This window comes from Pseudomonas sp. IT-232MI5, from assembly GCF_949767845.1.
In the GTDB taxonomy this organism is placed as follows: Bacteria; Pseudomonadota; Gammaproteobacteria; order Pseudomonadales; family Pseudomonadaceae; genus Aquipseudomonas.
In genome coordinates this window covers 128,198-154,066 of sequence record NZ_CATKQE010000002.1, presented here as the reverse complement: position 1 = coordinate 154,066, position 25,869 = coordinate 128,198, and the positions used below count along the sequence as shown (strand labels likewise).

Below are 25,869 nucleotides of genomic sequence, written 5' to 3'. Positions count from 1 at the left end.
TCATTGGAAAACAGACCTAGCGACTGGCGGTCTTTATGGTTTTTCTGGCGCTGCCCTCGATCAGGAAGAAGCGGTACTCGCGCCCCTTGTCCTTGTCGAACGCGAAAGTCTTGCCCGCCAGCACATGGTGCTTGGTGGTCGCACCACAGTCGGTTTCCTTGCTCAGCGAACAGCTCTTGAACTCATCGACAATCACTACGGTGTTACCGTCATTGCGCAGCTCATAGCGGCTCTCGGTTTCATTGACCACGGTGGCGAAACGAACGTCCTTGGGCCGCACGAAAAAGATCGTGCCGAATCCGGTCATGACATTGACCCCGGCCGAAAGCGATTTTTTGTACTCATCCCGCTCTTCGCCACTGACCACAAAGTCGTCTTCCTTTTCCGGGACTACCGGGACAAAACGCACGCGAAAATAACGCTCACGATCACGCTCGCCCATGTACAGCAAACGCGTGCCTTGCATGCCCTGAGCCGGGACGATCAGCCGCGCCGGACTGGCCATCAAACCATTGCGTGAGGCGCCGTCGGCAGCGTTCTCGACTGCAATTTCCTGCGGCTTGCCATCGCTGTCGTAGATGATTTCCAGCACATTGATCTTGACGAATGCCGTCGCGTCGCCGCTATTGAACACGCGTTTCAGATAGGTACTTTTATCGGCGTCGAGATAGTCGTAAACGGTGCCGACATTGATCTGCGGACCGGCCTGCGCCGTCAGGCAAAACACGCTGAGCAGGCCCAGCAGAAAACCACGGTTCATCGTTTTCAACTCCATGAATGTCGAGAATGGCCAGGCGGGACCGCTCATGCTTCCGAGTCCCAGATAATGGTGATGTTGCCGCGCAGCCGGTCACTCAGGCCGGGGCGCAACAGGAATTCGATGGCAAACGGGGTCATGTCGAAATGCAGCGTGCCGGGCTTGCGATCCACGTACAGGCTTGGCAGGAACGGCCCCGCCCACTCGTCGTGTTTTAACGGATGCCGGGTGACATTGCCGCTGGGACCGGTAATCCCCGTCGGCAAGCTGAGGGATACTTCGACCTCGGTGGTATTGCCCTTGGGGCTGCCGAGCTTGCACGCCGGGCCGCCAGTGGAATTGCACACCATCTTGACTTTGAAGCGCGACGAGGCGGACAGGTAAAACAGCTGATCGCGAAAAATCCGTGTCGGCTTGCGCCCGCTGTCGATCCAGCGCGCCCAGCCACCTTGGGGTTCCAGCGACACCTGGTTGCCACCCGGCGGCAGATCGACCTTGAGGGTGTGCTGTACGTCCAGCACAAAGTCCAGGGTGAGGTTGCCGTCATCCGGTTGAAATGTCGCGCCCATATCGAAATCACCGTTGGGACCCATGCTGTAGGAGATGGATCCGGTGTACAGACCGCTCGACATGTTCAACGGGTTTGGGGTTTTCAGCTCATACGCAAAATCAATCCTCTCGAAGTACATAGAGGGGATGCGAAAAGCGGCGGTTTTGGTACAGGGCGCTTGCACAGGCGTCTGCCAGAAAAAGCGATAGGTGCGATCGCTGTACCCGGCCACGCTAGTGCCTTGGCAAGGCGCCGGGGCATAAAGCCAACCGCTAAGGGACGTCCAGAGGATGTCATGGCCTGTGGGGGCTGCCACTCCGGTCAGGTTATCCACGCTATCGCTGAGGACAAATCGGGAACCGATGCCGGTGATACGCACCTCTACGGTTTCCGTTTCCTGAGTATCCTGATTGGTGACCGTCAACCGTCTCCAGCCGGCCGGAACCTGCACTGAGACATCGTCACCCGGCCTAAGCTCGCCTGAGCTGTAGCGGACGGGCAACTCAATGCTGAACATGTTGTTGCTGGCGCATTGCGCGGGGAAGTTCACGCAATAGCCACTATTGGGTGTCTGGTTGACGAACAGGTTCTTGCCCGGCTGAGAAGCATCCGGTTGAAACAGCGCGCGGATCTCCTGATTGATGGCCTGTGCCGGCGACATGCTCAGCGCCAGCGCCAATACACATCCACTTGTGATTATCTTCATCGGATCAACCTGCCTTCTGTTCGGTGAACGTAACGTCGGCCAGCGTGTCCGGCGTGCAACGCAGGTCGCCGATCATCAACACATCGTTTTCGCTGCGATGGCTGCCGGCATCGAGGCGGAACTGGCACAGCAACTGGTTGCCCTGACGCACTTCGAGGGTCGGTGAGCCGGCGTTCATTTCCATCGAGAAGAAGCCGTCGACTTCCGTTACACCGCGGCTGGCGTGGTTGATCACGTGATGGCCCTTGAGCGGCCGTCCTTGTGCGTCCACCAGTCGACCGAGCACGGTCAGGGTTTTCATCACGCGGACTTTGCGGTACTCGACCCCGCCCTTGTTCAGGTGATAACGGGTGCGTGCCGGCTCAATGCTCGCCGCCGGCACGTGGGTACCCTCGAAATCAAAACTCACCGAGCTGTTCCGGTACGCGGTGATCGGGATGAAGTTGCGCCCCGGCTTCAACGCCGCCCCGCCACCGCTGTAATCGTCAGCCCGCAGGACGATGTCCTCGATATCCGACTCGACATCGACGATCATCCCGGCGCCGCGCACATCGCTCTGGCTGGTCATGAGCATCTGTTGCCCGCCGACCACCAAGGTGCTGTCAACGTTGAGGCCGCCGGTGAAGTTGCCGTTGTAGGAGGAGCGCTGAATGAAGCCATCGCCATTGACCGCATCAGTGCGGAAGTTGGCGAGGCTGGCGACGCCCACCCCGTAAGTATCGGTGAGTGCCGTGAGCGACACGTTTTGCAGGACGTGATCCTGAAAATCCTTGCGCCAGCCGAGGGAGGCGTTGTTGTCACGTGTGCCGTCGCGGGCCGTGCGTGAGCCGATGCTGCCGGTGATCTGCTGGCCGGGTGCGCCAAGCGCCATGTTGATGCTCAGGTCGACCCCGCGATTGCGCGCATCACCACTGCTGTAACTGCCGGGCCGATCAAACAACGAAAGCCGCCAACTGGCGTCACTGCCCAGCAGGGTGGTGCGCTGCGTCCAGCCCAGATCCATACCCATGCCTTCGACATTGCCTTCGCTGTGCGACACCCGCGCATTGACTGAACTCTTGCTGCTGACGCGATGGTTGAGCGCCAGCGAAGAATTGCTGGTCTGGCCGATGAACACGTTGCGCGGACGAACCCGAGTGCCATCGGGCAGGGTGTCGTAGGTATAGGTGGTGTCGAGCCAACTACGACTGTGACTGACGACGATGCTGCCGGCGCCATAGTTGTAGAGGCTTTGCAAGTCGAGACCAGTGCCGTAATCCTCGGTCTTGTAGACGTTGGCGTAGAGGCTGAGGTGATTGGCCAGGGTCCAGTCGATGGACGTACCGTATTGCAGTTTTTCGCGAATCTGCCGCGCCGACAGCCCGAGGATCACCCGCGGATGCAGCAGGTAATTCACTGACGCGCCCGCCGTCGGATTGCCGCTGGCCTGGGTGTCCCAGTTGCTCAGCAGTTTCTGTTCTTCGCCGGCAAAGACGTTGTAGCGCCAGCGCTCGTCGAGGTTGCGCCAGTTGTTGGGCTTGTACACCAGCTCCTGGGTGGTGGAGGTGATCTGACCGTCTTCGATCAGCCGTACTTCCACTTCATAAATGCCGCCGGGCAGCGGTCGGGTATCGAGGGTCTGCAAGCCGGCCGGCACCGATTGGGTATTGATCAGCAGACCATCGCGCCAAATCTCCACCGAGCCCTGACGGTTGGCGGTGACATAGATCGGATAAACGCTGGGCATCGCGCTGTTGATGGCCAGGCTGTCGGAGCTGCCGTACATCACACCAACGGCGGTGTCGGGGCTGGTGCCGAACGTGCGCGGCTGGCGCATCAGCCCTTCGGAATTGGGGGTGAAATAGCCCAGACGGAAAAAACTGCCTTGCAGTTCGCGCTGGGTGTGCAGCTCCTGGATGGCGTGATAAAGCTTGTCGTCCGGGCCACCAAGACGGGCAACTTGCAGGTTCAGCGTCTGGCTCCAATTGCCCAGGCTTGAACTGGCTTCGAGGCCGAAGCGTCCGCCCAGATCCTGCTCCTGACCACCGTTGAGGTTGAGCTGGTTACGCACCATCAGGCCGTGACTGCCACTGTCGGGCTGCTCGTAATAGCGCTTGGCCTCAACGTCGCGCTCGGCATTTTCGGTAAGGATCGAGACCAGGGAGTTTTCCAGGTTGTAATGCACCGCCAGAAACTGGTCCGGACAGGAACCGCTGCACGCGCCCAAGGGCACGCCGGGCTTGAGATAGCTCGCCCATTTTTCCCGCTCGGCCGGGCCGAGACGGTTATCGCTGGTGTCAGTGAATTCGAGCAGGGTGATGCGATCATCGTGCGACAACACCACCATGGCCTCACCCAGCGGTTGCTGATCGACTTCGACCCGTACCGCCAGAGGCACATCAAAGAAATGCTCTTCGAAATCCGCCGGCAAACCCTTGGCCTGCGCCAGCAGACTGCGGGGCGTGGTACCGGTGGAGTTGGACGCCACGGCTGCGCTGGCACAAAACAACAGCGCAAGCGCAGCCGCGATGGGTGTCATCGGGAACATGAACTCGTACTCTGATTTACAAACAAGGAAAGTCCGACGGGACAAACACTGCTATCTGCCCCGTCGGTTAGCGCCACTGGTAAAAGCGCGCCTTAGTGCCTGATCAATGCGATCAGTTGCCAGCAACCGGTGGCACGGCATCAAAGATCATCGCCACGGAGCCGGTGTAATCCCCCGGCACGAAGTTGCTGCCCACCGCGCTGATTTTCAGCGGTGCGCGGTAGTTGACGTCCGACTCCGATTCACCCACAACCATTTGCGGGGTGAGGGTCAGTTCCTTGTTGTTGAGCATGACTTGCAGGTCGATCGAGGTATTGCCAGCGACCAGCTTCGGCTGGCTTTCCAGGCTGGCGTGTACCGAACCGTTGTTGTTGCGCACATCGAAGAACCCATTGACGTCGCGCATTTTCCCGGTGCTCGGCTGGTAGCTCATGTCCTGGTCTTTGTTGACCAGGTCCGGATCGGTCGGCACTACATAGAAACCGTTGGTCGGCACATGCGCGACAAGGCTGATCGAGTGCGACGCTTCACCAGCGGCGAATGCGCCAGTCGAACCCAGTGCCAGGAGAGCCAGTGGAGCGGCGATTGCGAGTTTCTTGAACATCGTTATGTACCTGTTTTCTTGATAGGGGGATGAACATTGAAAGTTCAAGACAATCACTGCCCGAGTCGCTGCCCGAGTTGAGCCAGGTCAACTTGAACTTTCAATGCCGAAGCATCATCGACTGTTAACTCTTGGAAGTAAGCAGGCAACTTCCGACAACCGCGTAGTTAAACAACCCCATGACCCGCAAGAAAAAAGAACATAAAACAGATATTCAAAACATTGACTGTAAGTTTCACCCTACAGACAGTTTCAGTAAAAAAACCATACAGCAACTTCACCCTGACAGCACGGCAACTTAGTGCAATTTAGAACATATACTCTACACACAATAGAGCGATGACTTTAACTTTCAAGTTATCGTTTCCGACAACCGGCCGAGATTCGCTGCTTGCGCCCGAATCGGATCTGCCGCTCGTCAGGCGACGCCCTTTCTCGGGGAAAAACGTCTTGCACACCCTCCAAGATATATCTTAAGTTGTATCTAAACACGACGAGAGAAGACAGAAATGAGAGACCATCATTCCCCCCATCGCGAACACGGCGACGGCCGTGACGGCTTCGAAAAGCGCCCCGGGCGCGAGCGCGGCGGCCGAGGCCCTCGGGTGTTCGCCCCCGGTGACCTGAAATTGCTGCTGCTGGCGCTGGTCGCCGAACAGCCGTGCCACGGCTACGACCTGATCCGCCAGATCGAAGGCATGTTCGACGGCGCCTACAGCCCCAGTCCCGGCGTGATCTACCCGACCCTGACCTTTCTCGAAGAAAGCGAGTTGATCACCGGCGACGCCGAGGGCGGCAAAAAACGCTACAGCGCCACCGACGCCGGTCGTTTGTCTTTAAGCGAGCAAGCCGTGGCGCTGGACGGTGTGCGTATGCGCATCGATGTGAGCAAACGCTCGCTGCGCGGCCATGATCGGCCGCCGGAAATCCATGAAGCCGTGCACAACCTGCGCCATGCCCTGCAGATGCACCACGGCCGCTGGAGCGCCGAAGAAATCCTGCGCGTGCGTGACCTGCTCAACGACACCGCCAAAGCCATCGTCGACGGCCCTGCCGTTCAACCTGCCCCGGAGAAAGCCGAATGACTGCAGTCGATACCCAAACCATTCACCGCGTGATGCACGAAATCAAACGCCGCAAGCTGGAAGTCCTGCGCGTGGTCGACCTGACGCCGCGTATGCGCCGCATCACCCTCGGCGGACCGGAGCTGGCCGGGTTCATCAGCCTGGGCACCGACGATCACGTCAAACTGCTGTTCCCGCAGAACGCCGAACAAGCCGCCGCGCTGGAGACGATGGTGCTCGGCGCCGGCAAGGACGATGGGCCGAAACCGGAAATGCGCGACTACACACCGCGTCGCTATGACCTCGACGCGCTGGAGTTGGACATCGATTTCGTTCTGCACGGTGACGGCCCTGCGTCGACCTGGGCGGAGCAAGCCACACCGGGGCAGTTCCTGCACATCGGCGGGCCGCGCGGCTCGATGATCGTGCCGGACATTTTCGACAGCTACCTGCTGATCGGCGATGAAACCGCCCTGCCCGCCATCGCCCGCCGCCTCGAAGGCCTGGCGGCCAATCGCAAGGCGTTGGTGGTGATCGAAGTGGAGAACGGCGCCGAGCAGCAAGTGCTGGAAAGCGCAGCGCAGGTCAATGTGATCTGGGTGTTGCGTGACGGTGGCAAGGACAACCTGCTGAGTACGGTGAAGCAGTTGCAGGTGCCCAAGGGCAATCTGTATGCGTGGGTAGCCACCGAAACGAAAGTTTCACGGCAGATCCGCCGGGTGCTGATCGATGAGCACGGGTTGGATGAGCAACTGATCAAAGCCGTCGGCTACTGGCGCGCCGAAGGCACCTCCGAAGAGGAGTAAATCCCCAGATCAAAAGATCGCAGCCTTCGGCAGCTCCTACATTGGAATGCGTACACCTGTAGGAGCTGCCGAAGGCTGCGATCTTTTGATTTTCATCGCCGTAATCGGTCCATGCCAATGACCAACAACCCAATCAGCACAAACCCCACCAATATCCCCCCGGCATTGACCAGCACCTGTGGATAACCCAACACCGCCACATCAATGAACGGATACGCATACGCGCCGAGCAAATGCCCGCGCAGCAGCGCATAGATGAAATACACCAGCGGATAAAGCAGCCACACCGGCAGATGCCACAACCGCAAAGTGCCCTTGGGCACGCACAACCACCAATAGCCTAGAAACAGCAACGGCATCACGTCGTGCAGCAGTTCATCGGCAATAAATTGCCAACCTTCGGGATGCCACAAATGCCGCAGCAGAATGCTGTAGGCCAGTCCGACCACAGCAATGCTCACGGCAATCCCACTGCTGACCCACGGCAGCAAAAACCAGCGGCGCGCAGCGGATTCACGCTCGGTCACCGCGCAGGTCAACACCGTCGCCACCAGCGTATTGGTCAAAATCGTGAAATAGCTGAAAAAGCTCACCACGCCGCCCAACAGGCTCGCGCCAACGCTTAAACGCGCGAAGAAAATCAGGTAAAGCTGAATGCCCAATCCCGCCCAGCCCAACACGGCTGCGCAGGTGATCAGGCGACGACGCCAACAACCGGCGTCCATTTCAAAGCGGTCGCTTGGTGCGCATCAACTTCACGTACAGGCGCTCGACCTTCTCCCGCGCCCACGGGGTTTTGCGCAGAAACGTCAGGCTCGACTTGATGCTCGGATCACTCTTGAAGCAGCGAATATCGATGCGCTCGGCCAGCCCCGACCATTCGTAATGGCTCACCAGCGCATTGAGAATCTGTTCGAGGGTGACGCCGTGCAGCGGATCGGGGGTTTGTTCGTTCATGCCAGGCCTTTGGGCGAAGTGAAAATGCAGAAGCCGCGCACCTTAGCCGAGGGGGTGATCGGGTGGAAGGCCTACCTTCAAATGTAGGCCAACCTGAAAAGATCGCAGGCTGCGAACCGGCCGACAATGCGCCCGTTTGCCGCACTGTTACCGAATCTGAAACGCTGCATGTTCACAAAAGGCCTTTGTGTTTTTGTAACAGATCATTATCCTGCCGCCCTTCCGCTGAATCGCTTCACTGCCTGCGACTTATTGAAGCACTCAGCTCGCGCCCCCGAAAACACCAAAAAAAGACTTAGCCATGCCCGATTTTTCCTTCTCCCGAGACAGCGCTATCTTAACCCTGCGCACCCTTGGCGGCTGTACCGCCCTCGGCCTCGCCAGCTGCGTGCAAGCGGCGCCCGCGTTCGACAGTGAATCACCGTACATGCTCGGTGACTGGAACGGCACGCGCACCGAACTCTCGGAAAAAGGCTACGATTTCAAGCTCGATTACACCGGCGAAATGGGCAGCAACCTGCACGGTGGCTACAACCATGACCGCACCGCGCGTTACAGCGATCAGTTTGGCCTGGGCACACACCTGGACCTGCAAAAGATCCTCGGCTGGGACGATGCGGAGTTTCAACTGACCATCACCAAACGCAGCGGCAACAACATCAGCAACGACCGCATCAACGATCCGCGCGTCGGTGGTTTCACCTCGGCCCAGGAAGTCTGGGGCCGTGGCCAGACCACACGCCTGACGCAGATGTGGTACCAGCAGAAGTTCTTCGATCAGAAACTCGACATCAAGGTCGGCCGTTTCGGCGAAGGCGAAGACTTCAACAGCTTTCCGTGCGACTTCCAGAACCTGGCGTTCTGCGGCTCGCAGGTCGGCAACTGGGTCGGCGGCATCTGGTACAACTGGCCGGTCAGCCAATGGGCGCTGCGCGTCAAATATCACCTGACCCCGGAGCTGTACGCACAGGTCGGCGCCTACGAGCAGAACCCGTCGAACCTCGATCGCGGCAACGGCTTCAAACTCAGCGGCAGCGGCACCCAGGGCGCAATCCTGCCGATCGAACTGGTGTGGACGCCGAAACTCAACGGCCTGCCGGGCGAATACCGCGCCGGTTACTACTACAGCAACGCCAATGCCAGCGACGTCTATAAAGACAGCCACGGCCAACCGGCGGCTCTCAGCGGCGAAGCCTACCGCAGCGCGTCGAGCAAACACGGCGTGTGGCTGGGCATTCAGCAGCAGATCACCAGCATGGCCAGCGACAACTCGCGCGGCCTCAGCGTGTTTGCCAACGGCACGATGCACGACAAGAAAACCAACGCGATCGACAACTACGTCCAGGCCGGCATCACCTACAAAGGCCCGTTCGATGCGCGCGCCAAGGACGACATCGGTTTCGCCCTCGCCCGCGTACACGTCAACCCGGCCTTCCGCAAAAATGCTGAAGCCAGCAACCGCGCCAACGCCGTGTACGACTACGACGATCCGTCGTTCCTGCCGCCGCAAGACACCGAATACAGCGCCGAGTTGTATTACGGCGTGCACGTAACCAACTGGCTGACCGTGCGCCCGAACCTGCAATACATCCGCCACCCCGGTGGCGTGAACGACGTCGACGACGCCCTGATCGGCGGGATCAAGATCCAGTCCTCGTTCTAAAGCAATACGCAAATCCATTGTAGGAGTGAGCCTGCTCGCGATAGCGGTGTTTCAGGCGACATCTCCAGAGACTGACGCACCGCCATCGCGAGCAGGCTCACTCCTACACAAATGAATTTCGTTAGCTAGACAAGTTTTTATCTGAACCATGCCTGTGCCAAATCGTCATCTAAAGTGACTACAGCGCGGGACTACATAAACGTCACGGAGAATCACACTATGAGCACCGAAAGTGCTTCGAGTCGGGGCCGTTTGCTACCGAGCCTGCTCGGCATTCTGCTTCTACTGATGGGCCTGGCCATGTTGGCCGGTGGGGTCAAGCTGAGCATGCTCGGCGGCTCGCTGTACTACCTGCTGGCCGGTATCGGCATCGCGCTGTCCGGCATTCTGATGCTGATGCGCCGTCGCGCGGCGCTGGGCCTGTACGCCATCGTTCTGTTCGCCAGCACCGTCTGGGCGCTGTGGGAAGTCGGTCTGGACTGGTGGCAACTGGTGCCACGTCTGGCCCTGTGGTTTGTCCTCGGCTTCGTGATGTTGCTGCCGTGGTTCCGTCGTCCGCTGCTGCTTAACGGCCCTGCGCCAATGGGCACTGGCGGTCTGACCGTCGCTGTGGTGCTGGCCGGCGTTACCGCTCTGGCCAGCCTGTTCACCCACCCGGGCGAAACCTTCGGCGAACTGGGCCGCGACACCGCGGACACCACCAGCACCGCGCCAGCCATGCCTGATGGCGACTGGCAGGCCTATGGCCGTACCGAGTTCGGTGACCGTTACTCGCCGCTGAAGCAGATCACCCCGGCCAACGTCGGCAAGCTGCAAGAAGCCTGGCGCATCCAGACCGGCGACCTGCCGACCGCGGATGACCCGGTCGAGCTGACCAACGAAAACACCCCGCTGAAAGCCAACGGCATGATCTACGCCTGCACCGCGCACAGCAAAGTGTTGGCCCTGGACCCGGACACCGGCAAAGAACTGTGGCGCTTCGACCCACAGATCAAGAGCCCGGTCGGCTTCAAAGGCTTCGCCCACATGACCTGCCGTGGCGTGTCGTACTACGACGAAGCCGCTTACGCCAAGTCTGAAAACGCCGCCTCCGCGGTGATTTCCGAAGCCGGCAAAGCCGTTGCTCAGGCCTGCCCGCGTCGTCTGTACCTGCCAACCGCTGATGCCCGTCTGATCGCCCTGAATGCCGACACCGGCAAAATCTGCGAAGGCTTCGGCAACAAAGGCGTGGTTGACCTGACCCAAGGCATCGGCCCGTTCACCGCTGGCGGCTACTACTCCACCTCGCCGGCCGCGATCACTCGTGATCTGGTGATCATGGGCGGTCACGTCACCGACAACGAATCGACCAACGAGCCATCGGGCGTGATCCGCGCTTTCGACGTGCGCGACGGTCACCTCGTATGGAACTGGGACAGCGACAAGCCAGACGCCACCGAGCCTTTGGCACCGGGTGAAACCTACAGCCGCAACTCGGCGAACATGTGGTCGCTGGCCAGTGTCGACGAAAAACTCGGCATGGTTTACCTGCCACTGGGTAACCAGACCCCAGACCAGTGGGGCGCAGACCGCACCCCGGGCGCCGAGAAATTCAGCGCCGGCGTTGTAGCCCTCGACCTGGCCACCGGTAAAGTGCGCTGGAACTACCAGTTCACCCACCACGACCTGTGGGACATGGACGTTGGCAGCCAGCCAACCCTGCTCGACATGAAAACCGCCGATGGCGTGAAACCTGCGCTGATCGCCCCGACCAAGCAGGGCAGCCTGTACGTCCTCGACCGTCGTGACGGCACGCCGATCATCCCGATCAAGGAAATCCCGGTCCCGCAAGGCGCCGTGAAAGGCGACCACACCGCACCGACCCAGGCCCGTTCGGACCTCAACCTGCTGGCCCCGGAACTGACCGAAAAAGCCATGTGGGGCGCGAGCCCGTTCGACCAGATGTTGTGCCGCATCCAGTTCAAAGAACTGCGTTACGAAGGCCAGTACACCCCGCCGTCGGAACAGGGCAGCCTGATCTATCCGGGTAACGTTGGTGTGTTCAACTGGGGCGGCGTCTCGGTCGACCCGGTTCGCCAAATGCTGTTCACCAGCCCGAACTACATGGCCTTCGTTTCGAAAATGGTGCCACGCGAGCAAGTCGCCGCCGGCAGCAAACGCGAAAGCGAAACCGCTGGCGTGCAACCGAACACCGGCGCGCCATACGCGGTGATCATGCACCCGTTCATGTCGCCATTCGGCGTACCGTGCCAGGCCCCGGCCTGGGGTTACGTTGCCGGTATCGACCTGACCACCAGCAAAGTCGTGTGGAAACGCAAAAACGGCACCAGCCGCGACAGCTCGCCAATCCCGATCGGCTTCACCTTGGGCGTGCCTAGCATGGGCGGCTCGATGGTGACTGCGGGCGGCGTCGGCTTCCTCAGCGGCACCCTCGACCAGTACCTGCGCGCGTACGACGTGAACAGCGGTAAAGAGCTGTGGAAATCGCGTCTGCCGGCGGGTGGTCAAGCGACTCCGATGACTTATACCGGTAAGGACGGCAAGCAATACGTGCTGCTGGTTGTCGGCGGTCACGGCTCGCTGGGCACCAAAATGGGTGACTACGTGATTGCGTACAAACTGCCGGAATAAGATTTAGCGGCGGTAAAAATAAAGGCGATGTCCCGCAAGGGGCATCGCCTTTTTTGTGCACGCCATTTCAGAATTCACCACAAAACCTGTAGGAGTGAGCCTGCTCGCGATAGCGGTATGTCAGTCAATATCTTCGGTGACTGATTTACCGCCATCGCGAGCAGGCTCACTCCTACAAAGGACGGTGTTCGTCCTACAGAAGCGCATTGTCAGCGAGAGATTTCCGACAAGTCGCGTCGGTTGTGCCTCGGAAATCGGCTGGATAGGCTCGGGGGGTCGCTGCAAATTCAGCGAACGGGCGTCGCGGCCCGAGCAGTTCATTCGATTTGATGCATAATCGCCGGCCCAAACCGGAGCGCTCAGGTGCTTGTTGTTTGGTTTGATGGTGGCTGTGCGCGGGATACCTTCGGGTATGCCGAGATTGCCGAATGGCTCGGTCCGCGAACCTGCGTACAGCTGCCACCCTCCGTCGCGTCGCGGTGATTGAGAGTGACAGCCCCACTTATCATTCGGAGCGTCACTATGAAAAAGCCAACACCCAATCCCCCCGAAACCGACGACACCTCGCCCTACGAATCCCCCGATTCCAAGAAATTCCACGAAGCCGCCGAACGCGCCCTCGACCACTACCTCAAGCCCAACGCGTTAACCCTGCGCTTCCACAAACCCAGCACCATGTTTCAGGTAGCCCCCGAACAGGACAGCGAAAGCCTTCTGGTCCACGCCTGCGAATCACTGGCCCAGGCCAGCCTCATGACCAGCGACATCGCCGCCTACATCGACCTGCCACAGCGGCGCACGATCCTGGCCATTCAGCAGATCATAATGCTCGCCGAACTGGCGGTGAACCGCGTGCTGGATAACCACGAAATCCCCGCAAATACCTGACAAACCACCCTGTGCAGGAGCTGCCGCAGGCTGCTCCTGCACAGGTGAGCGTTAGCCCGGCTGACTCAAGAAGCTTTCCCTCCGTTTTTCATCAACCGCAATCGCTCAATGATCAATTGCTCGGCCTGTTTGCGAGTCTCAAGCAACAAACTCTCATCCGTCGCGCTATAGATCACCCGATAACGCAGACCCGGGGTGTCAGGGGAGTATTCGCGAACAGTGCAGCCCTCGTAACTCGTATCGGTATAACTCATGGCTGGATTCCTTTAAGTCCGTAAATCGGCATGCGCCGCCCTGCCTGAGGACGCCTGGTTAATCTCGGATCGACCGGGCAACGTGTCTACTGTCAGAAATTACAGGGGCCCAAGACCGCTTCGAAATAAACCGCAATGAATTTTGATCTATGAGTTAACCGCCAGATTGCAGATGACTGTCGAGAGGCATCGCCTTATTTGTGCACGCTATTTCAAAAACACCCCCAAATAACCTGTGGGAGCGAGCTTGCTCGCGAAGGCGTCAGCATATTCAACATCTACAGTGCCTGACACACCGCGTCCGCGAGCAGGCTCGCCCATAGTCGGATTGAGCGCATTTAGCTAGAAAAGGGTCGGCTGTCAGGTCACTTTCGCAAGCGGCCCTCCCCGCCACCGGATTATCTTGCGCGTCCTATATAACTCGTCTCATAGGCCATCATCACGAATAGGCATAAAAACCTGTCAGATATGACAGTTAACAGGTTATGCCGTTTCTCTCAGACTTCCTTCTCCAACTCAATCAATCGAGGAAGCCCCCTATGACAACTTCAAAAGCATTCCCAGCAGTCTTCGCCGTCGGTGTTCTTGATATTGATGTGAAAGGCACTATCAGCGGTACGTATTTAGATCTGACCAGCTACAGGACCAAAGCCACTTCTGTGTCATTCAACCCGTTAGGGGGGTATTACTTTGATTTCGGTCACAAAAAAGGCTTATCGAGCGAACGAACTTTTTCCGTTTCACTTCGCGACCTGCTAAAGCCATCTACACCTGCCTACTCTGAACGAGTCGTTACAGGCCGGGGTATCCAGTTTTATGAATTTAAAACAGAGTCCTCTTCAACTATCGCAGTCACCAAGCTCAACCCCAACCTCTACCGATATGACTTCAAAGACTTCGAACTTTTCGGCAAGGCACGCTACACGGATGACACACGTGAACTCACCTGCAACGGGTTCTTTCTGCTCCAGGAACTGACGTGGCCTTTGTAACGACCTTGGTCAGGTAACCCCGTACCCAAATGCAGAACGTAAAATCAAAAGCCCCTCACCCTAACCCTCTCCCGGAGGGAGAGGGGACTGACGGAGGTGTTTGGGCGAGCTACGCCGACGTGAAATATCGAGTCGAACTCAGATTCTGAAATGCCCACAAATCGGCCCCCTCTCCCTCGGGAGAGGGCTGGGGTGAGGGGCAAGAGCACCACAAAAACCAAAGCCATGCGCGCCGTGCTCTTCACCACTCAATAGGCCGAGTGTCAGCTCGCCTGCTCTTGATCTTGATCTTGATCTTGATCCACAGGCGACGTCGGAAGGCTGAGTGGAGGGATTGATCCGGGCGTGGGAGCGCAGCGACCGTTTGGCGCAGCCAAACACAGCGAGAGGAGGTGCAGCGAAGCAAACCGTAGGCGCTGTGCCCGGATCGATCCCGGAGCGAAGGAACCCCGAGCCCCAGCGAGCGGGCCGCACGTAGGAGCAAGCGTTTTTTTGCTTACTTTTTTGAGGCGTTTGTCAAAAAAGTGAGTCGCCGTCAGGGCGAAACCCTAAGCCGCCGTTACCGAAGAAACGGATATACACCCAAAACCCCAAAGAGCATGGTCGGCCCAAAGGCCGCCAAGTCAAAAGCGTGAACCCTGTCAAAACCCTGAACACACAAGCAGAAACATCCCCCGCCATTGAAACCACCCAAACCCTGCCCCATCTAAGACCCATACCCCATTGCGCAGGTGCCCCATGAGCGACCAGCAAGAATTCCCGGAAAACCCCGACGACTACACCGAAGCCGAACACATCGAACACACCTCCAGCGGCAAAGGCCTCGCCCTGCCCGGCCAGAACCTGCCGGACAAGGTCTACATCATCCCGATCCACAACCGCCCGTTCTTCCCGGCCCAGGTCCTGCCGGTCATCGTCAACGAAGAACCCTGGGCCGAAACCCTCGAACTGGTCAGCAAATCCGAACACCATTCCCTGGCCCTGTTCTTCATGGACACGCCCCAGGAAGACCCGCGCCACTTCGACACCGGCGCCCTGCCGCAATACGGCACCCTGGTCAAAGTCCACCACGCCAGCCGCGAGAACGGCAAACTGCAATTCGTCGCCCAAGGCCTCAGCCGCGTACGCATCAAGACCTGGCTGAAACACCATCGCCCACCGTATCTGGTCGAAGTCGAATACCCGCACCAGCCCACCGAGCCGACCGACGAGGTCAAGGCCTACGGCATGGCGCTGATCAACGCGATCAAAGAGCTGTTGCCGCTCAACCCGCTGTACAGCGAAGAGCTGAAAAACTACCTCAACCGCTTCAGCCCCAACGACCCGTCGCCGCTGACCGACTTCGCCGCCGCCCTGACCTCCGCCACCGGCCCCGAACTGCAAGGCGTGCTCGACTGCGTGCCGATGCTCAAGCGCATGGAAAAAGTCCTGCCGATGCTGCGCAAGGAAGTCGAAGTCGCGCGCCTGCAAAAAGAGATTTCAGCGGAGGTTAACCGCAAGATCGGCGAGCATCAGCGCGAGTTCTTCCTCAAGGAACAACTCAAGGTTATCCAGCAGGAACTCGGTCTGACCAAGGACGACCGCAGCGCCGACCTCGAACAGTTCGAGCAACGCCTCGAAGGCAAAGTCCTGCCGGCGCAGGTGCAGAAGCGCCTCGAAGAAGAAATGAACAAGCTGTCGATCCTTGAGACCGGTTCGCCGGAATACGCGGTCACCCGCAACTACCTCGACTGGGCGACCTCGGTGCCGTGGGGCGTGTACGGCGAGGACAAACTCGACCTCAAGCACGCGCGCAAAATTCTCGACAAACACCACGCGGGCCTGGACGACATCAAGGACCGCATCCTCGAATTCCTCGCCGTCGGTGCCTATAAAGGTGAGATCAGCGGCTCCATCGTGCTGCTGGTCGGCCCGCCGGGCGTAGGTAAAACCAGCGTCGGCAAATCCATCGCCGAATCCCTCGGCCGGCCGTTCTACCGCTTCAGCCTCGGCGGTATGCGCGACGAAGCCGAGATCAAGGGACACCGCCGCACCTACATCGGCGCGCAGCCGGGCAAACTGGTGCAGGCGTTGAAAGACGTCGAAGTGATGAACCCGGTGATCATGCTCGACGAGATCGACAAGATGGGCCAGAGCTACCAGGGCGACCCGGCCTCGGCACTGCTGGAAACCCTCGACCCGGAGCAGAATGTCGAATTCCTCGACCACTACCTCGACCTGCGCATGGACCTGTCGAAAGTCCTCTTCGTCTGCACCGCCAACACCCTCGATTCGATCCCCGGCCCGTTGCTCGACCGCATGGAAGTGATTCGCCTGTCGGGCTACATCACCGAAGAAAAAGTCGCCATCGCCAAGCGCCACCTGTGGCCGAAACTGCTGGAAAAGGCCGGTGTGTCCAAGGGCAGCCTGAGCATCAGCGACAGCGCGCTCAAAGCCTTGATCGACGGTTACGCCCGTGAAGCCGGGGTGCGCCAGCTCGAGAAGCAAATGGGCAAACTGGTGCGCAAAGCAGTGATGAAGCTGATTGACGAGCCGAAAGCGGTGATCAAACTCGGGCCGAAAGACCTTGAAGCGTCACTCGGCCATCCGGTGTTCCGCAACGAGCAAGTGCTGTCCGGCACCGGCGTGATTACCGGTCTGGCGTGGACCAGCATGGGCGGCGCGACCTTGCCGATCGAAGCGACGCGGATTCACACGCTTAACCGTGGCTTCAAGCTCACCGGGCAACTGGGCGATGTGATGAAGGAATCGGCAGAGATCGCCTACAGCTACGTCAGCTCGCACCTGAAACAGTTTGGCGGTGACGCGAAGTTCTTCGACGAAGCCTTCGTCCACCTGCACGTTCCGGAAGGCGCGACACCGAAGGACGGCCCGAGCGCCGGCGTGACCATGGCCAGCGCCCTGCTCTCGCTTGCACGTAATCAACCGCCGAAGAAAGGCGTGGCGATGACTGGCGAATTGACCCTGACCGGGCATGTGCTGCCGATTGGCGGGGTGCGTGAGAAGGTGATTGCGGCGCGGCGGCAGAAGATTTTCGAATTGATTTTGCCGGAGCCGAATCGGGGTAACTTTGAGGAGTTGCCGGATTATCTGAAGGAAGGGATTACGGTGCACTTTGCGAAGAAGTTTGCCGATGTGGCGAAGATCCTGTTCTGACCGGTAGCCTGTAGCCCCTCACCCCAGCCCTCTCCCCCAGGAGAGGGAGCCAACCGAGCGGTCTTGCGCTATGCGCCGACCTGAAACACCGGGTCGATTATGGATTCGCTGACGCACGTTCAGGTCGGCGTACCTCACCAATATCCCCCGGTCAGTCCCCTCTCCCTTTGGGAGAGGGCTAGGGTGAGGGCAGGCACTGTCACACTTTGTCTCATCTTCAGTTATGCTCGCCGTTCGTCGTGAACACCCGGAGCCACTAACCTTATGTCCCCCACTCGCCTGTTTCTCCCCCTCGCCCTTTCATTGCTGGCCGCGTGCGCCACGCAACCGAAACACAACGTGACCGTGGAAAAACAAAGCGAATGCCCGGTGCGGCTCACTAACGGGCAAAACCTCATCATCATGCTGCCAAGCAACCCGACCACGGGTTATCGCTGGGCCATTCAGGATTCCGCTGGCGGCGTACTGCGTGCACTTAGCCCCGAGGTCTACAGCAATCCGGAAGACGCTGGCGTCGTCGGCGCAGCGGGTTTATCGACCTGGCGCTTCCAGGCCTTCGCCCCCGGCACCGGGCGCCTGCGCCTGACTTCACAACAACCGTGGGCACCGGAAGTGCTGCCAGTGGAAACCTTTGACTGCGCCATTTCGGTAAATTGATCGTGGGCTGGCTGATTCTGGCGCTGATGGGCGCGGTGACGTTTCTCTACGGTGTCAGCACCCATGCGGCGTTGCTGTGCCTGTTGGTCAAACCGTTGCCGGTGCTGGCATTGCTCGGCTGGCTGCACGACGCGCCACCCAGTGACTATCGGCGCTGGATCAGTCTCGGTCTGATTTTCTCGTTGCTGGGTGATGTGTTGCTGGCGTGGCCGGGGGATCTTTTTGTATTCGGGCTCGGCGCCTTTTTGGTCGCGCATCTGGCTTATCTGAAGGCTTATCTGAGTGACTGCAAACGTCTGGCGATTTTGCCGCTGGTACTTGCCCTCGGAGTGGGTGCCGTGCTGCTGGGTCTTCTGATTTCCAGCGGTCTTGGGCCATTGCTGGTGCCGGTGATTGTTTATGGCACGGCGATCAGCGCGATGCTCTGGCGCGCACTGGCCCGTTTGGGCACCGATGCGCCGAAACGCTCGGCGTTGCTAGCGGCGGGCGGTGCGCTGGCGTTTGTGTTCTCGGACAGCGTGATCGGTATTGATCGCTTCGTATCGCCATTCCACGCCGCGCCATACGTCATCATCCTCAGCTACTGGCTGGGCCAGTGGGGCATCGCCGCCTCGGCGTTCTCCCAGACCAAACGGATCTGATCGTTCCCACGCTCCGCGTAGGAATGCATCCTGTGACGCTCTGCGTCATTTGCGCAGGGACGCGGAGCGTCCGGGGCGGCATTCCCACGCAGAGCGTGGGAACGATCAACCAGAGCAATATCCCCGCGTTTTATCAGACAACCCAAGCATCCCCGCGCCCTTTTGGCTAAAATGCCGGCCTTTCCATTTACACCGCCGGAACCGCCGTGAGCAAAGAACCCGATCGTATTTTCGCCAAGCCTTTGGCCCAGGTGCCTGACTTCGCCTTCAATGAAGACGTGGTGCGGGTGTTCCCGGACATGATCAAGCGCTCGGTGCCGGGTTACCCGACCATCGTCGAAAACCTCGGTGTGCTCGCCGCACAGTTCGCCCAGCCGAACAGCGTGCTCTACGACCTCGGTTCATCGCTAGGTGCAGTGACTCAGGCCTTGCGCCGTCACGTGCGCACCGACGGCTGCCGGGTGATCGCTGTGGATAACTCTGCCGCGATGGTCGAACGCTGCCGCGAATACCTCAACGGTCAGGATTCGATGTTCCAAGAGTTGCTGCCGGTCGAAGTGATTGAAGGCGACATCCTCGCCCTCGACTTTCAGCCTGCTTCGGTGGTGGCGCTGAACTTCACCCTGCAATTTATCGCCCCGGATCAGCGTACCGCGTTGCTCTCGCGCATTCGCCAATCGCTGCTGCCGGGCGGCGCGCTGATCCTCTCGGAGAAGCTGCGCTTCAACGATGCCGAAGAACACGCGCTGCTCACCGATCTGCACGTCGCCTTCAAACGCGCCAACGGCTACAGCGAACTGGAGATTGCCCAGAAACGCAGCGCCATCGAAAACGTCATGAAGCCCGACAGCCTCGAAGAACACCGCGAACGCCTGTTGGCCGCCGGGTTCTCGAAAGTCGTGCCGTGGTTCCAGTGTCTTAACTTTGCCTCGTTGATTGCCTTGCCATGATTGATCTGTCCCCCCTCGCCCGTCGTCTGGCCGGCACACCGCTGGCCGAATGGGCCAACACCCTGCAGGCGCAACTCGACAAGAAAATGGAGAAAGGTCACGGCGATCTGGAGCGCTGGCAAAGTGCGCTGGATGCCTTGCCGAAAATTCAGCCGAGCGAAATCGATCTGCTCAATGGCCTGAAACTCGACACCGATTGCGACGACGAAACCCGTGCGCAGATGCGTACTGCATTGATGGGTTTGTCGCCGTGGCGCAAAGGGCCGTTCGACTTGTTTGGTGTGCACGTCGACACCGAATGGCGTTCGGACTGGAAATGGTCGCGCGTCGCCCCGCATCTGGATTTGAAAGGCAAACGCATCCTCGATGTCGGCTGCGGCAACGGCTACTACATGTGGCGCATGCTCGGTGCCGGCGCGAACAGCGTGATTGGTGTCGACCCGAACTGGCTGTTCTTCTGCCAGTTCCAGGCGGTGCAGCGTTACCTGTCCGAGCCGAATGCCTGGCACCTGCCGTTCCCGTTCGAAGACCTGCCGCCGAACCTGGAAGGCTTCGACACCGTGTTTTCGATGGGCGTGTTCTATCACCGTCGCTCGCCGATCGAGCATTTGCTGGCGCTGAAGGATTGCCTGGTCAAGGGCGGTGAACTGGTGCTGGAAACGTTGGTGGTGGAAGGCGACAAGCATCAAGTGCTGGTGCCGGAAGACCGTTACGCGCAGATGCGTAACGTGTGGTTCCTGCCGTCGGTGCCGGCGCTGGAGTTGTGGTTGCGTCGTGCCGGGTTCAGCGATATTCGCTGCGTGGATGTGAGCACGACAACGGTGGAAGAACAGCGCGGGACTGAGTGGATGAAGTATCAGTCGCTGAGTGATTTCCTTGATCCGGAAGATCACAGCAAAACGATTGAAGGATTGCCGGCGCCGATGCGCGCGGTGATTGTCGCTCGTAAATAATCAAATCGCCCAAACACCGCGGTGAGCCCACCCCTCACCCCAGCCCTCTCCCCAAGGAGAGGGAGCCGATCATTGAGCTTTTCAACACTTGAGTTCGACTCGGAATCTCAGGTCGACGGACCTCGCCCATCCAACTCGGTCAGTCCCCTCTCCCCAAGGAGAGGGGGCTGATCGTTAAGCTTTTCAAGACTTGAGTTCGACTCGGAATCTCAGGTCGACGGACCTCGCCCATCCAGCTCGGTCAGTCCCCTCTCCCTCTGGGAGAGGGTTAGGGTGAGGGGCTTTTTGCTCGGCGAGCACGGAAGAATTCGGTCAGCACGGCGCCACACTCTTCGGCCAAAACCCCGCCTTCATATAGCACTCGATGGTTGAGAAAACCCTGGGTAAAAAACTGCCCCTGACTCTGCACAATCCCCGCCTTCGGCTCCAGCGCGCCATACACCACCCGCGCCACCCGCGAATGCACGATCAAGCCTGCACACATGCTGCACGGCTCCAGCGTCACATACAGCGTGCAGCCCGGCAGGCGATAGTTATCCACCGCCTGCGCCGCCGCACGGATGGCGACCATTTCTGCATGGGCACTCGGGTCGCTGGTGCTGATCGGGCAATTGAAGCCGCGCCCGATAATCTCGCCGTCCTGCACCAACACTGCCCCCACCGGCACTTCGCCGAGGGCTGCGCCTTGTGCAGCGAGGGTCAGCGCTTCACGCATGAAGTCTTGGTCACGGCTGCGGTCGATGATGGCCGCGGGGCGAATCTGGCGCATCACTTCACCTCGATGGCGGCCATCAGGCCGGTTTCCATGTGGTCGATCACGTGGCAATGGAACATCCACACCCCCGGATTATCGGCCACCAGCGCCACTTGCGCGCGCTCGTTCTTGCCCAGCAGATAGGTGTCGGTGAAGTACGGAATAATCTTGTGCCGGTTCGACGCGATCACCTTGAAACTCATGCCGTGCAGGTGGATCGGGTGCTGATACTGGGTCATGTTCTTCAATTCGAAGATGTAACTCTGCCCCAGTTTCAGGCTGGCAATCGGTCGGTCAGCGCAGGTCTTGTCGGTGATGTCCCAGGCCTTGCCGTTGATCTGCCACAGGCTCGGCGGCCGGCCATTGTCGATGTTGACCGACACTGAGCCGACCCATTCGAAATTGAAGTTGAGTTTCTCGGCATTGGCCAGGTCCGGCTCTGCCACCGGGTTGGCCGGCAGCGCTTTTGGCCAGTCGCTCGGCGCGTCGGTATTGGCCACCGAACGCAGGGTGCCCAGACGTACCGGACCGTTGCGCAGCGACAATTCTTCGCCCGCCGCCGGCGCCTTGATCGCCAGACAAATACGCATCCCCGGGCCGAGCCAGTATTCCTTGCCCAACGGGCGCGGTTCGACCGGGTTGCCGTCCAGCGCATAGATCTGCGCTTCGACGCCGGGAATGTTGATGCGATAAGTCAGCGTGTTGTCGAGGTTGAGCAAACGCACCCGGGTGATCTGCCCGGCCGGCAGTTCGATCACCGGGGTCGGCACACCGTTGATGGTCGACAAGCGCCCCGCCGTACCGCCACGCGCCGCTTCACGGGGAATACTGAATTCGACAAAATTGCCTTCGTCATCGATGTGCCAGTTCTTCAGGCTCAAGGTCTTTTCGTACTTGAAACCGGTCGGCTCGCGCTCTTCGATGATCAACGGCCCGACCAGCCCGCGCCCGAGCTCTTCGCTGCTGCTGACGTGCGGGTGATACCAGTAACTGCCGGCATCCGGCACGCGGAACTTATAGTCGAAGTACTCGCCCGGCAACACCGGCAGCTGCGACACGTACGGCACGCCGTCCATTTCCAGCGGCAGACGAATGCCGTGCCAGTGAATGGTCGTCGCCACCGGCAAGTGGTTGATGAAACGTACCCGCAGCCATTCACCCTGGCGCACACGCAACTCGGTGCCAGGCGCCGACGGGCCGAATGCCCAGGCCTCGGTCTTGTGCCCCGGCACCAATTCGACGTCCAGCGGTGCGGCGATCAGTTCATAGTCATGGCCCGCCTCGGCGTCGGCCATTTTGCCGAGCCAATAACGCGACGCGCCCCCCGCCCCGACACCAACGACAACAAGACCGGCCAGGCCACCGAGGATTTGGCGACGGGTAAAGGACATGAACTCAACTACCTCACGTATCAGCAGCAGGCCCTGAAAGCCTGCAAAAGGCGAATACGATACACCTGCGGTTGAGAAACAGTAAGGGCGACCTGAGGCCGCACATCACCTGCCGGCTTAAGATCGCAGCCCGGTAATCAGGTGCACCACGCCGTCCGCCAAAGGCATCACGCCCGCGACACCGGCGGCGCTCAACGCGTTCGGGTCCATGTGCGACACATCACGCAACACCACCCGTACCCGCGTCAACGCCAGCGGTTGCTGGGACTGGAGGTTATCCACACCCCCCAGCGCCGCGACAATGTCGCTGCTCAATCCGTCGCTCGGCTCGGCCGCCGCTGCGGGGGTATCCACCACCAGATCCGGGGTCAGAGCTTTCCAGAATGCCTTCTGCAATTGATCGAACATGTTCAGTTCTCCAGAACCCGTAAAGTATCGACGGTTGCCTCATGAAACAGCTGCAACGCCTCACGCACCTGCCCGGCACTTTCCAGACCGAGCACCTGCTGCGCGATGACCTGACAATCCGCCAGTTCCAGCTCGCGCACCGTTGCCTTGACCGGTGCAATCATCGGCACACTCACCGACAGTTCATCCACACCCAACCCCAGCAACAGCGGCACCGCCAGACGTTCCGAAGCCATCGCCCCGCACACGCCGACCCATTTGCCATGGGCGTGTGCCGCCTTCACGGTCGTGGCGATCAGGCGCAATACCGAGGGATGAAAACTGTCCGCCTGACTGGCCAGACGCGGGTGATCGCGATCCATCGCCAGGGTGTACTGCGTCAGGTCATTGGTGCCAATCGAGAAGAAATCCACCAGCGGTGCAAACAGATCCGCCATCAACGCCGCCGCCGGCACTTCGATCATGATCCCCAGTTTCGGCCGTTGCGTCAGGCCTAGCGCGAGGATTTCCTCGTCGAGCATCTGCCGCGCCAGACGCAGCTCCGACAGTTGCGTGACCATCGGCAACATGATGTGCAAACGCGTCAGATCGCAGCAGCCGAGCATGGCCCGGAACTGCTCCCGCAGTAGCTGCGGACGCTGCAGACACAAACGAATGCCGCGCACGCCAAGGAAAGGGTTGGTTTCGCTGTCCATCGGCACATAGGCCAGCGGTTTGTCGCCGCCGACATCGAGGGTGCGCACCACCAGATTGTGCGCAGGCCCGACACAGCGAGCGATAGCGCTGTAAGTGGCGACCTGTTCGTCATGGCTCGGCGCGTGGTTGCGGCCCAGATAGAGAAACTCCGAACGCAGCAGGCCGACGCCCGCACCGCCGAGGGCCATGGCCTGCTCGGTTTCCAATAACGAGGCGACGTTGGCCGACACCTCGACGTGATGGCCGTCACGGGTCCGTGCCGCAAGCGTTGCGCTGGCCAGTTCATGCTCATGGCGTTGACGCTGTTGTGCGTATCGAGCCTGCCACTGCCCGACGACCTCAGGGTCGGGATGTATATGTAATTCACCCTTGTCGGCATCGAGCAATATTGGAGTGCCGTTACTCAGCGCGAGCATCTGCACCGGCACCCCGCAGATCGATGGCAGACCACAGGCACGGGCGAGAATCGCCACGTGACTGGTCGCGCCGCCCCCGACCGTAGCGAAGCCCAGCACCTTGCTGGTATCGATGCCGGCGGTCTGCGACGGCGTCAGTTGATCGGCGATCAGAATGCATCCTTGCGGCAACTCCAGCGCCTGCTCGCCAATACCCAGTAGCAACTTGAGGACGCGACGTCCGACATCGGTCAGGTCCGCCGCCCGTTCGGCCAGCAACGCACTGCCCAGTTGGCGAAACATCGCCGCAGTTTCTTCAGTGGCCGCGCGCCAGGCGAACGCCGCACTTTTGCCCTTACTGATCAATGCCTGGGCCTGATCGAGCAGGCCCGGGTCTTCGAGCAGTTCCTGATGCGCCTTGAAGATCTCGGCTTCAGCCTCACCCGTAGCGGTGTCGCGCAAATGCTGCAAGGCCAGATCCGCTTCGATCAGGGCATTGGCGAGAGCCACACGCTCCAGGTCTGCTCCGCCGCCAAACTCGCTGACGTCGAACACCGGTTCGCTGATCTGCACCACTTGGCCCAACGCCGAACCGGGTGACGCACAGACGCCACGCAGAAGAGTCAGAACCTCGGTTTCCACCACCTCGACAGGCGCCGCCGCCGTCACCGTTTCACCGCAGCCTTCGGCCAACAACCGGGTCAGCGCATCGATTGCCGCGTCAGCGTCTTCGCCCACCGCACTGAGCTGCACGCTGTCGCCGAACGCGGTCTGCAACGCCATGATCGCCACCAGAGACTTGGCGTTGGCCTGAGCCTGCTGTTTATGCAGGTAAATCTTTGCCGCGAAAGCCTTTGCCGCTTGCGCGAACACCGCTGCCGGGCGCGCATGCAGACCGTTGGGATTGGGCAGTTTCAACGGCTGTGAAAACCGCGCTGGACTGTCTGCCGCGACTGTCTCTTCACTGATCGCCTGTGCGCTGACAAGCTCAAGCAACGGCTGACCTGTTTCGACCCGCCCGCTCGACGCGACCAGCCAGGTAAACGGCTCACCGCTGACCACCAACATCAACGTCATCAGGCTGCGCGCATGTCGGGCAATGTAGTCGGCGTCGAACTCGATCAGCGCCTGCCCGGCGGCAACCCGTTGCCCCTCTTCGACCAGACGGGTGAAGCCTTGCCCGCCGAGGTTCACCGTATCCAGGCCGATATGCATCAACACCTGTACGCCATGCTCATCGGTGATGCTCACCGCATGCCCGCTGACCTGCACGTTGCTGATGACCCCGGCCAAAGGCGCGCACAAGGTCGATGAGGTCGGATCGATGCACAGACCGTCGCCGATCACGCGCCCGGAAAACACTGGATCGGGCACTTGCTCAAGCGCCATCAGGACACCGGACAAGGGAGCCAGCAGTTGCAATGGTTGGGGTGTGGCCATGACGTCACCTGCAGTTTTTATGCTTTGAA

The 25,869-nt window shown here is 59.9% G+C and carries 22 protein-coding genes; 11 read left to right on the top strand and 11 right to left on the bottom strand.

The window, feature by feature from the left end; all coding sequences use genetic code 11:
* Positions 1–16: 16 nt before the first annotated feature.
* The 4 genes from ACM6JQ_RS02120 to ACM6JQ_RS02105 all read right to left on the bottom strand — a co-directional run bounded on the left by ACM6JQ_RS02120 (position 17) and on the right by ACM6JQ_RS02105 (position 5,144).
* A complete protein-coding gene (locus tag ACM6JQ_RS02120) occupies positions 17–760 on the bottom strand; it encodes a hypothetical protein (protein ID WP_007916787.1) in 744 nt (247 codons plus the stop codon).
* A gap of 44 nt (positions 761–804) precedes the next feature.
* Positions 805–2,013 carry a hypothetical protein gene (locus ACM6JQ_RS02115; protein ID WP_007916788.1) on the bottom strand — a complete coding sequence of 403 codons (1,209 nt, stop codon included), beginning with the start codon at positions 2,011–2,013 and terminating at the stop codon, positions 805–807.
* Between the two features lie 4 nt (positions 2,014–2,017).
* Complete coding sequence (locus ACM6JQ_RS02110) at positions 2,018–4,540, bottom strand: CS1-pili formation C-terminal domain-containing protein (protein WP_007916790.1); 2,523 nt, start codon at positions 4,538–4,540, stop codon at positions 2,018–2,020.
* A gap of 112 nt (positions 4,541–4,652) precedes the next feature.
* On the bottom strand, positions 4,653–5,144 hold the full coding sequence (locus ACM6JQ_RS02105; RefSeq protein ID WP_007916792.1) for a CS1 type fimbrial major subunit: 492 nt from the start codon (positions 5,142–5,144) through the stop codon (positions 4,653–4,655).
* A gap of 509 nt (positions 5,145–5,653) precedes the next feature.
* Here ACM6JQ_RS02105 and ACM6JQ_RS02100 point away from each other — a divergent pair.
* A complete protein-coding gene (locus ACM6JQ_RS02100) occupies positions 5,654–6,229 on the top strand; it encodes a PadR family transcriptional regulator (protein ID WP_007916794.1) in 576 nt (191 codons plus the stop codon).
* Positions 6,226–7,014, top strand: a complete 789-nt coding sequence (locus ACM6JQ_RS02095) for a siderophore-interacting protein (RefSeq protein WP_414893145.1) — start codon at positions 6,226–6,228, stop codon at positions 7,012–7,014. The genes ACM6JQ_RS02100 and ACM6JQ_RS02095 overlap by 4 nt, the downstream gene beginning before the upstream one ends.
* A gap of 92 nt (positions 7,015–7,106) precedes the next feature.
* Here the strand turns inward: ACM6JQ_RS02095 and ACM6JQ_RS02090 are convergent, their stop codons facing one another.
* The gene (locus ACM6JQ_RS02090; RefSeq protein WP_414893144.1) at positions 7,107–7,739 is read right to left on the bottom strand and encodes a Pr6Pr family membrane protein; all 633 of its coding nucleotides are present in this window, start codon (positions 7,737–7,739) and stop codon (positions 7,107–7,109) included.
* Position 7,740: 1 nt separating this feature from the next.
* The gene (locus ACM6JQ_RS02085; RefSeq protein ID WP_007916799.1) at positions 7,741–7,971 is read right to left on the bottom strand and encodes a VF530 family DNA-binding protein; all 231 of its coding nucleotides are present in this window, start codon (positions 7,969–7,971) and stop codon (positions 7,741–7,743) included.
* Positions 7,972–8,272: 301 nt separating this feature from the next.
* Here ACM6JQ_RS02085 and ACM6JQ_RS02080 point away from each other — a divergent pair, with 301 nt between their 5' ends.
* The 3 genes from ACM6JQ_RS02080 to ACM6JQ_RS02070 all read left to right on the top strand — a co-directional run bounded on the left by ACM6JQ_RS02080 (position 8,273) and on the right by ACM6JQ_RS02070 (position 13,153).
* Positions 8,273–9,634, top strand: a complete 1,362-nt coding sequence (locus ACM6JQ_RS02080; protein WP_414893143.1) for a carbohydrate porin — start codon at positions 8,273–8,275, stop codon at positions 9,632–9,634.
* Between the two features lie 219 nt (positions 9,635–9,853).
* Positions 9,854–12,265: a glucose/quinate/shikimate family membrane-bound PQQ-dependent dehydrogenase gene (locus ACM6JQ_RS02075; RefSeq protein WP_007950221.1), complete on the top strand. Its 2,412-nt coding sequence runs from the start codon at positions 9,854–9,856 to the stop codon at positions 12,263–12,265.
* 522 nt (positions 12,266–12,787) lie between these two features.
* Positions 12,788–13,153, top strand: a complete 366-nt coding sequence (locus ACM6JQ_RS02070) for a DUF6124 family protein (RefSeq protein WP_007950222.1) — start codon at positions 12,788–12,790, stop codon at positions 13,151–13,153.
* A 65-nt stretch (positions 13,154–13,218) separates the two neighbouring features.
* On the opposite strand, the gene ACM6JQ_RS02065 is transcribed toward ACM6JQ_RS02070, so the two are convergent.
* Positions 13,219–13,407, bottom strand: coding sequence for a hypothetical protein (locus ACM6JQ_RS02065; RefSeq protein ID WP_414893142.1), 189 nt, complete (start codon positions 13,405–13,407; stop codon positions 13,219–13,221).
* Between the two features lie 539 nt (positions 13,408–13,946).
* Here ACM6JQ_RS02065 and ACM6JQ_RS02060 point away from each other — a divergent pair.
* From ACM6JQ_RS02060 to cmoB, 6 genes are all read left to right on the top strand, one after another.
* A complete protein-coding gene (locus ACM6JQ_RS02060; protein WP_007916808.1) occupies positions 13,947–14,399 on the top strand; it encodes a hypothetical protein in 453 nt (150 codons plus the stop codon).
* 738 nt (positions 14,400–15,137) lie between these two features.
* Positions 15,138–17,555 carry an endopeptidase La gene (gene lon, locus ACM6JQ_RS02055; protein WP_007916809.1) on the top strand — a complete coding sequence of 806 codons (2,418 nt, stop codon included), beginning with the start codon at positions 15,138–15,140 and terminating at the stop codon, positions 17,553–17,555.
* Positions 17,556–17,819: 264 nt separating this feature from the next.
* A complete protein-coding gene (locus tag ACM6JQ_RS02050; protein WP_007916811.1) occupies positions 17,820–18,212 on the top strand; it encodes a protease inhibitor I42 family protein in 393 nt (130 codons plus the stop codon).
* Between the two features lie 2 nt (positions 18,213–18,214).
* A complete protein-coding gene (locus tag ACM6JQ_RS02045; RefSeq protein WP_414893141.1) occupies positions 18,215–18,853 on the top strand; it encodes a lysoplasmalogenase in 639 nt (212 codons plus the stop codon).
* A gap of 206 nt (positions 18,854–19,059) precedes the next feature.
* On the top strand, positions 19,060–19,803 hold the full coding sequence (cmoA, locus tag ACM6JQ_RS02040; protein WP_007916813.1) for a carboxy-S-adenosyl-L-methionine synthase CmoA: 744 nt from the start codon (positions 19,060–19,062) through the stop codon (positions 19,801–19,803).
* Positions 19,800–20,756: a tRNA 5-methoxyuridine(34)/uridine 5-oxyacetic acid(34) synthase CmoB gene (gene cmoB / locus ACM6JQ_RS02035; RefSeq protein ID WP_095112371.1), complete on the top strand. Its 957-nt coding sequence runs from the start codon at positions 19,800–19,802 to the stop codon at positions 20,754–20,756. Before cmoA ends, cmoB begins: the two co-directional genes overlap by 4 nt.
* A 268-nt stretch (positions 20,757–21,024) precedes the next feature.
* On the opposite strand, the gene tadA is transcribed toward cmoB, so the two are convergent.
* From tadA to ptsP, 4 genes are all read right to left on the bottom strand, one after another.
* Positions 21,025–21,525: a tRNA adenosine(34) deaminase TadA gene (gene tadA / locus ACM6JQ_RS02030; RefSeq protein ID WP_414893140.1), complete on the bottom strand. Its 501-nt coding sequence runs from the start codon at positions 21,523–21,525 to the stop codon at positions 21,025–21,027.
* Positions 21,525–22,901, bottom strand: coding sequence for a multicopper oxidase family protein (locus tag ACM6JQ_RS02025; RefSeq protein ID WP_414893139.1), 1,377 nt, complete (start codon positions 22,899–22,901; stop codon positions 21,525–21,527). The genes tadA and ACM6JQ_RS02025 overlap by 1 nt, the downstream gene beginning before the upstream one ends.
* Before the next feature lie 117 nt (positions 22,902–23,018).
* Positions 23,019–23,309 (bottom strand): PTS transporter subunit EIIB, encoded by a 291-nt coding sequence (locus ACM6JQ_RS02020; RefSeq protein ID WP_007916817.1) that lies wholly within the window; start codon positions 23,307–23,309, stop codon positions 23,019–23,021.
* 2 nt (positions 23,310–23,311) lie between these two features.
* The gene (ptsP, locus tag ACM6JQ_RS02015; protein WP_414893138.1) at positions 23,312–25,840 is read right to left on the bottom strand and encodes a phosphoenolpyruvate--protein phosphotransferase; all 2,529 of its coding nucleotides are present in this window, start codon (positions 25,838–25,840) and stop codon (positions 23,312–23,314) included.
* Between the last annotated feature and the right edge of the window lie 29 nt (positions 25,841–25,869).